The following is a 9024-nucleotide window of genomic DNA, read 5'->3' as shown; positions in this document are numbered from 1 at the left end:
TCAAGTATAAAAGCAGTGGGTGGCGGTGCTATATCTTTATTACGCAGGTGTATAATACTGCGTAAATTAATACGGCTTTGCTCAAGTGCTGCATGGGTTAAATACTGCCAATATTGCTCTGTTTGTATTTCGGCTATTGCAGGTGCTCTGCTACGCACTTCGTTTAAGTGCATTTGTAGCGACTCAACCTTGTTCATTACACTTTGTTTAGCTAAATCAATTTGGTTTGCATCAGTAAGTAACAGCGTTTGAATAGTGGTTAGCTCAGAATCAAATTTATACGCTTCACTTTGCCCCATGATGTTACGCCACTGCATAAGCGGCGCTACTTTTTCGAATAAGTCCCTGGCTGTGTTGGGCGCAAATTGATTAAGGCGTTTTAGATCTTTATAGGTTTCGACCACTTGCCAGTTGTCGCGCACCGATATTGATTCCATTGGCAGTAAACAAATATCGCCGTGAATTAATTTAATGGTTTGGTCAAACACATCCATATTGGCTTTTTTAAGGGCGGTTTGGGCAAGGGTTACCCGCGCTTCAAACAGTTTTTGCAGTAGAGATTTAGCTTGTTTTACGTCTTCTTCTTCTGGGTTTTCGTCAAAGTATTCAAAGTTTGCCCAGTGGTCGAATATTAAAAAGTGAGTTTTGTGCTTGCCTGCGCCATACAGGTTTTCGCATAAGCGTGTGCCACGGCCAATCATTTGCCAAAATTTTACTTTTGATTTTATGGGTTTTGCAAATACAAGGTTTACGCACTCGGGGACGTCTATGCCGGTGTCGAGCATATCGACCGATACGGCAATGCGTACGCTGTTTTCGTCGCTTGATTTAAAGTCGTCTATTAGCTCTTCGGCGCGTTCGTACTTTGAGTGAATAACGCGACAAAAATTAGCACCATGTTGTGGGTAAAGCTCACTAAACAGCTGCGCCATTAATTCGGCGTGGGCTATGTTACGAGCAAATATAATAGTTTTACCAGGTAGCTGGCCGTCTTTATCGCGCAGGCCTTTTTCCATTAAATTACGAAGTATTAGCCTGTTGGTGTCTTTATTTTTAATAGCTTCGTCTATTTGTTTTGCGTCAAAGTTAAGTTCGTTAGGGTCAATCCCTTGCTCTTCTAGTTGGGCTATTTGCTCATCGGTTAGGTTGTCTTTTTTAATGCCTTCGCGTAAAAACTGTGTGGTGTAACTTACAATTTTGTATGGGACTAAGTTGCCTTGTTCTATGGCGTCTTCAAGTGGGTAATTGGCTGTTGGCATTTTGTAATCACAGCTAAACAAATCACAGGTTGAGCGCGATACCATTTCTACCGGCGTGGCGGTTAAGCCCACTTCTAGCGCGTCAAAGTATTTAAAAATATCGCCATAAATATTGTAAATTGAGCGGTGCGATTCATCAGCCACGATCAGGTCAAAGTAGCCTACGTCGTACTTGTTCATTATGCGCAGCATGCCTGGGTAAGTCGCTATAAATACGCGCGCACTCGCTGCGGTATTTTTAGCGCTTTTTCCTACAATGTGTACTGGCTCTTTAGTGTGTTCGGTAAAGGCATTACCCGCTTGTTTACGTAGCTCTTTTCGGTCACATAAAAACAGTACGCGCTTTGCCCAACCCGCATCAAGTAAACGCTTAGCAAGCGCAATAGATACGCGTGTTTTACCTGTGCCGGTTGCTTGCACAATAAGCGCTTTGCGGTGTTTGTCGCTAAAGCGCTCACAAACACGGGTTATGGTTTCCATTTGATACAAACGCCCTGCTACTGCAGTATCTATTGGCGTGGTGTTTAGATCTTTTTTCAGCGTGCGCTGCTTTATTAAGTACTGCAGGGAATCTTTTGAATAGTAACCGTATAATCCACGGCTATTATAGCCTTGCGCATCATCTAGGATTTTTATATCCCACCCGTTTGAATAAAAAATAACAGGGCGTTGACCAAATTGTTTTTCGAGCGCGTTGGCATATAGCGTTGCTTGCTCACGGCCTTTTTCGATGTTTTCACGGGCGCGTTTGGCTTCTATTACAGCAAGTGGCTTTCCGTCGTCATCCCATAAAACGTAATCTATGTAGCCAGTGCCTGTTGGCGTTGGTTGCTCATTTACCTTTACTTCTTTGCCTACTTCATCGGTAGAAACATCATCAAGTGCAACATGCCACCCTGCTGCGCGTAAGTCTAAATCGATAATTCGTTTGCGGGTTTCGTCTTCATTAAAGTTAAAGCTAGATGTAATTGCACTATTATTTGTTTGCAATTCAGTGAGTTTATTTTGATCAATAACACTTTTAAGTTTGGCTGCTTCTTTTTGAGCCAATTGCTGAGCGGCTTCTAATTCATTTAACGCTTGTTTCAATCGAAGTTTATTTTCTTCTAGCTGCTTTGATAGTTGCTTATTTTGTTTTGCAAAAGCGGCATCTGTTTGGTTAGTTAATTGAGTAAGTTCGGGTGCAGTAAATTCTGGTAAGTCTTTTTGATCGCCATTGGCAAAAGCCATATAAAGATAACAAGAAATAAAGTAAGTTTCTTTTAAAATCCATACCGCTTCTTGCTGACTTACTTTGCCTTCGTGCGCTGCTCTGTTACCGCTTTTACGTATAGCATGCAGTTTATCTTGTATTTGTTGTGGTACTGCTGATTTAAAGTTGTCAGCAATGAGTTTATCTTGAAAAGTCGAATTAGGGTTGGCAGGTAAACAGAGCTCTTTATAAATGAAGCCTACGACTTTTTCGGCAAAGCAACGTAATTTAACCAATGAACTTTGCGGATCGGTAATCGCATACTCTTCTGCAAAAGCGGCTAACTGGTGTAGTTCTGGCCATTGTTGCTTAATATGTTCAAAGTTCATTGATTGCTTCATTCTTCGTTACTTCCTTATAAACTAATTTACCAAACTTATTTATTTTTATGCATTTGCAAGCTTGTGAAGTTTAAGCCGTTATATTTATTTTTATGTTATGTGTTACTGCACTTAACCAGTAGCTTGTTTCAAAACTTTGGTTATTAGAGTCAATCGCTATTTTTTTAGCAAGCTCGTTGGGTAACAAATTTTTTATTTTATTGTTTATCCGGCTGCGTGTTTGCTGTACAAACGTTTTTTCCATTACTTTTAAATTACTGTGTAAACCATCTCTAAAGTCTTCTGGTTCTACGCCAAACGTATCACGGAATATACGTAAATCACTGCTATTTTGCTGTAAATGCGTTAGATACTCTTTGCTGTAGCTCAATGTTTCTTCAAAGTTACGGTCAACAATTAAGCCAGTTTTTCCACTTTGACTATATTTGTTTAACCATAAATAAAAGGCGCATTCTTTGGCGGTAAGTTTAATTTCTACCCCTGCAAAGGTAAGTGTTTTTGCCTTAGCATTTACTTCAAGAGCTAAATCTTTTTTATGTGCTGAGTTTAAACTTGCTACTGTTTGGCTAAACGAGGCACTTTGCATATTCGTAATGAGGGTTTCGTCGATTGATTGGCGCATACGTACAAATGGTATTTCGGCAAGTGTAACTTGCGCATTTTTACAGTTAACTTGTTTGCCATTTTTACCGTCGATCATGTGGTTGTATGGTGTTGGGTAGTAAAAGTCTCTTACAAATTCAAACTCGTCGTTTACAAATACGTGGCTGAGTGAATCTTGCTCGCCCCCTAATAATGACATTGCATAACCTAAATAAAACGCCATGGTTTTCCGCCCACCCGCGATTGAGGCATGAATACTAATGTTATTTTTATTAGTAAGCTCAAATACTTTACGGGTAATAAAATCAGCCATATAAGTTTGTTCTATTTCAGATTTTGCATCATCAATAGGTTGGCCTTTGTTGTCTTCTATTAGCCATATATTTTCATCGGGAAGTTTAATATTGGGAAGTTGGTAGTCTGCTATTAATTTAGCTAAGTGACCTTGCTTAAATAGTCCATCAGTAAGCATAGCCTTTGTGCTTTTTGTAGTTATAACAAAAATCTCTTCGGGTATCGGCTTACCCTGCTGATGAAGAGCGTAAAGCGTCTCAGTTAATACTTGAGGGCTTGCACCAATAACTATTAGTAGGATATGTTTCATCAAGAATCCTTTTGTTGAATATTTAGCATCATAGCCAAATTTGTAACTGAATGGAACTTGTTTGAGTTCAATGAATTAAGTTACTAGATAAAGGGGGCGTATTGATATATAAAATTAGAAGCTTTATTGATAAGCACAAAAAAGGACGCCATGAGGCGTCCTGATATAGAATAATGGCGGGAGGGAGGGATTCTTAAGAGCCCAACAACCCACTGATTATCAATAAAAATACCGAAAACAATAAACACAAGGAATACCAATAGGTATACTAAAAGTTATTTATTTTTAAAAATAACCAAGGCGGCCTAAAGAAAGCTCAGCTTGCCCTACTCCTCCCAAGCATCTAATAATCTAGTAATCTTACCATCAATAGTTGATAAGTTTTCTCTTATAGCTTTTAAGTCAAGGCTATCATCAAAAGTTCTCTGTTTGTGTTTGTAAGGTTCTTGTACTTTTGTATCTTTAGAAATCAGCTTAGGGTTTTTCCTAGCGTAATTTATTAGCTTTTCAATATATTTAGATTGAGATATTTCATCCGCGGCACTTAACGTCTTTAGTTTATCACGCGCTGATTTAGACACCTCGAGCTGAAGTTTACAGACTTTATTAGAGATATTGTTTAAGCCTCTTTCATAGCTTTTCCATGCTTTATAGAGCTTATCAAGACTAACTTTTTGACTATCTTCATTATCACTTATACGTTTTATTTCATCTCTAATAAAGCTATCTAATGTGGCATCTGGAGATTTAAAATAACTACTGTAACTGTCATAGCGGCATGCTAGCCATTTACGCAAATCTTCATTATCTTCATTAACCCACGTCAAAATCTTCTTGCTAGCAATCCGATCTGTCATTAGTTCTTCCCTGTGTTTTACCGTTTGCGGATGTTATCGAAAACAATAATCCAATACCAATTTGTAAGCAACTGCTTTGCGATCAGAATCTACCTCACCTCCTGATTAAGCTGTGCAATTAGGTACCAGCCAAAATCTAAATTAGTTATTAAATAGAACTCACATCAAAACCTCACCAGGTACCTTTTAGATACTAAATTAAATCCTCAACATAACTCCCAATCAGACCCTAAATTAGACTCTAAATTAGAAGGTAAATTAGACTTTTAAAAAAAATAAAAAGTCTAAACTAGAGTCTAATTGAGATTAAATGTCACACCTTTTTTAAATTACAAAATAATACCCTGTTATTGTATTTATTAATCTATTCTGCTCTACTAGCAGGTATACTCCCCCACACGAAAACAATCGAATGAATGAGTTTTTTACTTTCACAACTAATTTATCTCCATATACAAAGTGGGTGTTAATTCGCTTAATTACAGGGAGAGTAATTGGAGACGAATTATCTAAAGCTGACTTCATTGAATTCGGGTGTACACACAATAAACTCGTAAGAGTAATAGAAGAGCTACAAAAAATTAATGCAATTTCAAAACTCGAATTTGAGAGCTTTAAGCGTGGACGACCAGCACTCTCATACAGTTTTATTTACAATTGCCCTAACAAAATTGATAAATTAATACCTAGTGAAATGCTAGCAAAGTTAGAAGGACTCAAACTAAGAGTGCCTATAAAGTTGGTATGGTCTTTCTTTGCATTAAACCAAGATGAGCAGGGTTACATCGAAGGCTTTTCAGTAGCTAAAATAGCTAAAGCATGTGGGTTAAAAGTAATAGAGGTAAAAACAGCTATAGAGGCTCTAAAAGAGAAAAAGATTATCTTTCAAGTAATCAGAGGCTGCACTTTAAAAGCACCTGTAATTACAAAAAACAATACAATAATAAGTACTTTCAGAAATAAAAATTTAAAGCGTGCATCTTGCTTCAGAATCATGAGTGATACCCAGCAAAAGTTTTTATATCTAGTTATTACCCCTCCACTAACTACTCCTTACTCCTTGTCTCGCAGTAAGAATAGAAATTCATTCACAGCAATACTTTTAGATTTTTTGAGTAAAGAAAATGTTAAAGAAAAACCGCTCTTAAATTTACTTCGTTTTGAAACAAAAGAATCAAATATCACCACTGATTATTGTCTTTATGAATTACAGTTCCTAACACAACAGCCTAGCCATATTTTTGATTATTTTGACCAAATACTATTTAAGTTAGTATCTCAAGGCTTGTCGCATTTACTTAATCACGGTACTAATATTAAGCCCATATGTGAGGAAGATACATTCAATCTTATTTTAAGCCCTGCTAACTATGAATTTGCAACAAACTTGGCTGGTCTTATAAGTTCATATTTGATCACTCATTTAGCAAATATACTTATTCACTATATTTTATACGCCTTTTACTCTCATAGAGAGAAAAGTGATGATCTTGAAGATGTTGATCAAGCAAAATACTTAACTTGGATACACTCATTAAATAGCTCAAGGGATAAGGTAGATATTCAGATAATAAAGACACAGATAGTAGTCACGTTACAAGATAGCAGAACAATTGAAAATTTCGTTTTATCTACAAATTTAGACCTGAGTGCGAAAGTCAAAATTTTAAAAGGGTATTCAGAGTTTAAAGAGCCTAGATCACTTCTAAAAGATGGTGAATACTCTATCTTTCAATGTGTTTATAGTTTATTTGCTCATTTTTATAAGACAGTCATAACTTCAGAGCGATTATGAATACGCTAAACAATATCACAGCAATGCGTTAATGAAATTAGCTATCACAAACTGAGCTGGTTTTGTTAGTGTAAATTTCGGTTTGGTAATATTTATTAGAGTTACTAGTAACTAAGTCATTATCACCACAAATACAAATTAAAAAACTACGATTCATACACCTGATATGAACTAATACTAATCAGGATAAAGATAATGAATAATCCAGCACAATACCCAGTAACTAGCAACCCTACCTACAAGCAATATCAAACACTCGGCAGAGACAATCAGCCCTTAGTTACTCCCTACTTAGATGCAATTGAAAAGGTAATGAATGCTGCATGCGCTGAACATAAAAGAACGTTTGCAGTGAGAATTGATTTAAGACTACCTACATATTCAAATACGGTTAATTTAGATAGCAACAAAGTGTGTACTCGGTTTGTTGCCTCCCTTGATGCACAGATTAAAGCTGATACAAAACGTAAAGCTCGTGTGGGTAAAACTCCACATTCATGCAATATTAGATATATTTGGGCTAGGGAGCAGAACACTGCTCACCACCAGCATTATCATTGTGTGCTGTTTTTCAATAAGGATAGGTATCACTGTACGGGTAAAATCAATGGAGAGGGTGATAACCTGTTTACTCGAATAGTTAAAGCCTGGGCGAGTGCTTTGACGTTACCTTTTGATGAAACAATGCAATTAGTACATCTACCAAATAATGCACACTACTATCTTGATGGCAACAAGCCGAAATTTGTTGAAGACTATCATGCTCTGTATTATCGACTGAGTTACCTCGCAAAGCTTAATACGAAACAATATGGTTCAGGGCAGCGTTGTTTTGGTTATAGTCAGAGGTGATATCTAATTAAGACCTGTGCTTCTCATAACTTGTTCTAATGCGCTTTTGAGACCTTCAACTAGCTAAATAAGCTTAAACCCTTAGTATATAAGGGATGGCAAGTTCCCAAAATAGCATTACGAGAAGCGCTATTTACACTACAAAAGCAAAAAAAGAACGCGCTGCAAAAATGCGTTCTTTGTTTACTTCTAATCAAATAAACTCGCTACACCAGCCAACAAGCCACTAGCAACTGCTAAAGGCACTGTGACCGGTGCTGAGGCAACACCTAGCCCAACCACAACTACTCCCGACACAGCTGCGCCAGCTACAGCACCAGAGCTCACAGCAATGGCTGTTCGGCTAAGTGAGGGCTCAGAACTGCCGGTTATTTGTTTAGATACCTCATTTCCTACTACACCGCATGTAACGGCTTTTTCTAACGACATAACAAACTTACTCCTATCATATGTAATAAATTTATAGCTCTAACTCATCAAAGTCTTTATCGATTTCCTCCTGAGTTATGCCAATGTAACGAAGTGTTGTTGCTTCGGAGCTATGGCGAAGCATTTTCATTACACGGGCAATATCTTGGGTTTTATGATAGAGGTGATAACCTCTCGTTTTTCGCATTGAGTGCGTGCCTAACTTTAAATTAAGCTCTTCACCCACTAACGCAAATGCTCTTGTTACAGCCCTTCGAGATAAGGGCCGTGGTATTGAACTTTTAGCTTGTTGATTGCGATACGATTGAAATAGGTAAACATGGTTAGGGTGAGTAACGCGTACTTCGTGGATAAACGCTAATGCTTTCTGATTAAGCTTAATCTCTGCTAGCTTTCCTGTTTTACTCTCAAATATAATTAACCTGTCGTTTTGTATATCCGTAAATTTAACAGACAACAAATCAGATATACGCAATGCTAGGTTCAATCCTATATTCCAAATATGGCTCATCTGCTTAGAGCAACGTTTTTCGAGCAAGTAACTAATTAACTTAACTGTATCAAGGTCCTTAATCGCTTGTACTTCAGTCATAAAAACCTCCCTTTATTCAGTAGTAACCGTAACCTGATAGCAACCGGTATTAAAATAATCAACAAAGTTTGTAATGAACAAAGATAATAGCTCTTTACCTTCCCTAGCATTCAACCAACCAGTCAAAAAGTGATAGACCTGCTTAATGCTAAAACAAACGTCTATTTCTTTTATTAGTTCTGGCTCAAATCGCCCCTGATATGAAAAGTCGGTAATATAAACAAGCTGCCAGCTGGTGGCCTGTTTTTCTAGTCGAACCTCCACAGGATGAAAACCTCCAACTTCAGGACTGTAGTCTGGATCTCTAAAGTTGATTATTATCGCCTTAGCTACCCCTACAGAATCCCTTCCCTCTGTAATTGCGTTTACAATCACATCAATAAATGACTCAGGTACATTCAAACCTGCTACTTGTTCTATTTTAATAGCCATAACTTACT

At 37.5% G+C, this 9024-nt stretch carries 8 protein-coding genes; 2 read left to right on the top strand and 6 right to left on the bottom strand.

The window, feature by feature from the left end; translation table 11 throughout:
- The 3 genes from FW757_RS21815 to FW757_RS21805 form a co-directional block, all read right to left on the bottom strand.
- Window positions 1–2852: DEAD/DEAH box helicase family protein (locus FW757_RS21815; RefSeq protein ID WP_446441703.1), on the bottom strand; the 2852-nt coding region annotated here is incomplete at its 3' end.
- 70 nt (window positions 2853–2922) lie between these two features.
- Window positions 2923–4059 carry a CRISPR-associated ring nuclease Csm6 gene (csm6, locus tag FW757_RS21810; protein ID WP_182797981.1) on the bottom strand — a complete coding sequence of 379 codons (1137 nt, stop codon included), beginning with the start codon at window positions 4057–4059 and terminating at the stop codon, window positions 2923–2925.
- Between the two features lie 326 nt (window positions 4060–4385).
- Window positions 4386–4916, bottom strand: coding sequence for a hypothetical protein (locus tag FW757_RS21805; protein ID WP_182739637.1), 531 nt, complete (start codon window positions 4914–4916; stop codon window positions 4386–4388).
- Window positions 4917–5328: 412 nt separating this feature from the next.
- Between FW757_RS21805 and FW757_RS21800 the strand changes: the two genes are divergently transcribed.
- The gene (locus FW757_RS21800) at window positions 5329–6711 is read left to right on the top strand and encodes a hypothetical protein (RefSeq protein ID WP_446441702.1); all 1383 of its coding nucleotides are present in this window, start codon (window positions 5329–5331) and stop codon (window positions 6709–6711) included.
- Between the two features lie 195 nt (window positions 6712–6906).
- Window positions 6907–7563, top strand: coding sequence for an inovirus Gp2 family protein (locus FW757_RS21795; RefSeq protein WP_446441701.1), 657 nt, complete (start codon window positions 6907–6909; stop codon window positions 7561–7563).
- A gap of 189 nt (window positions 7564–7752) precedes the next feature.
- Here FW757_RS21795 and FW757_RS21790 read toward each other — a convergent pair whose 3' ends face one another.
- Genes FW757_RS21790 through FW757_RS21780 form a run of 3 tightly spaced genes read right to left on the bottom strand, consistent with a single transcriptional unit; the run spans window position 7753 to window position 9016 of the window.
- On the bottom strand, window positions 7753–7992 hold the full coding sequence (locus FW757_RS21790; RefSeq protein WP_446441700.1) for a hypothetical protein: 240 nt from the start codon (window positions 7990–7992) through the stop codon (window positions 7753–7755).
- Between the two features lie 31 nt (window positions 7993–8023).
- The gene (locus FW757_RS21785) at window positions 8024–8584 is read right to left on the bottom strand and encodes a tyrosine-type recombinase/integrase (protein ID WP_446441699.1); all 561 of its coding nucleotides are present in this window, start codon (window positions 8582–8584) and stop codon (window positions 8024–8026) included.
- 12 nt (window positions 8585–8596) lie between these two features.
- The gene (locus FW757_RS21780) at window positions 8597–9016 is read right to left on the bottom strand and encodes a DUF2787 family protein (protein ID WP_446441698.1); all 420 of its coding nucleotides are present in this window, start codon (window positions 9014–9016) and stop codon (window positions 8597–8599) included.
- Window positions 9017–9024 lie beyond the last annotated feature (8 nt).

The organism is Pseudoalteromonas sp. 1181_04 (assembly GCF_052850545.1).
Note: the sequence above shows the minus strand (reverse complement) of the source record. Positions and strands in the feature narration are given on the sequence as shown.

Bases quoted from the DNA above. Each gene is read 5' to 3' on its own strand.
- csm6 (WP_182797981.1), bottom strand. From the start codon at position 4,059: ATGAAACATATCCTACTAATAGTTATTGGTGCAAGCCCTCAAGTATTA.
- FW757_RS21805 (WP_182739637.1), bottom strand. From the start codon at position 4,916: ATGACAGATCGGATTGCTAGCAAGAAGATTTTGACGTGGGTTAATGAA.
- FW757_RS21800 (WP_446441702.1), top strand. From the start codon at position 5,329: ATGAATGAGTTTTTTACTTTCACAACTAATTTATCTCCATATACAAAG.
- FW757_RS21795 (WP_446441701.1), top strand. From the start codon at position 6,907: ATGAATAATCCAGCACAATACCCAGTAACTAGCAACCCTACCTACAAG.
- FW757_RS21790 (WP_446441700.1), bottom strand. From the start codon at position 7,992: ATGTCGTTAGAAAAAGCCGTTACATGCGGTGTAGTAGGAAATGAGGTA.
- FW757_RS21785 (WP_446441699.1), bottom strand. From the start codon at position 8,584: ATGACTGAAGTACAAGCGATTAAGGACCTTGATACAGTTAAGTTAATT.
- FW757_RS21780 (WP_446441698.1), bottom strand. From the start codon at position 9,016: ATGGCTATTAAAATAGAACAAGTAGCAGGTTTGAATGTACCTGAGTCA.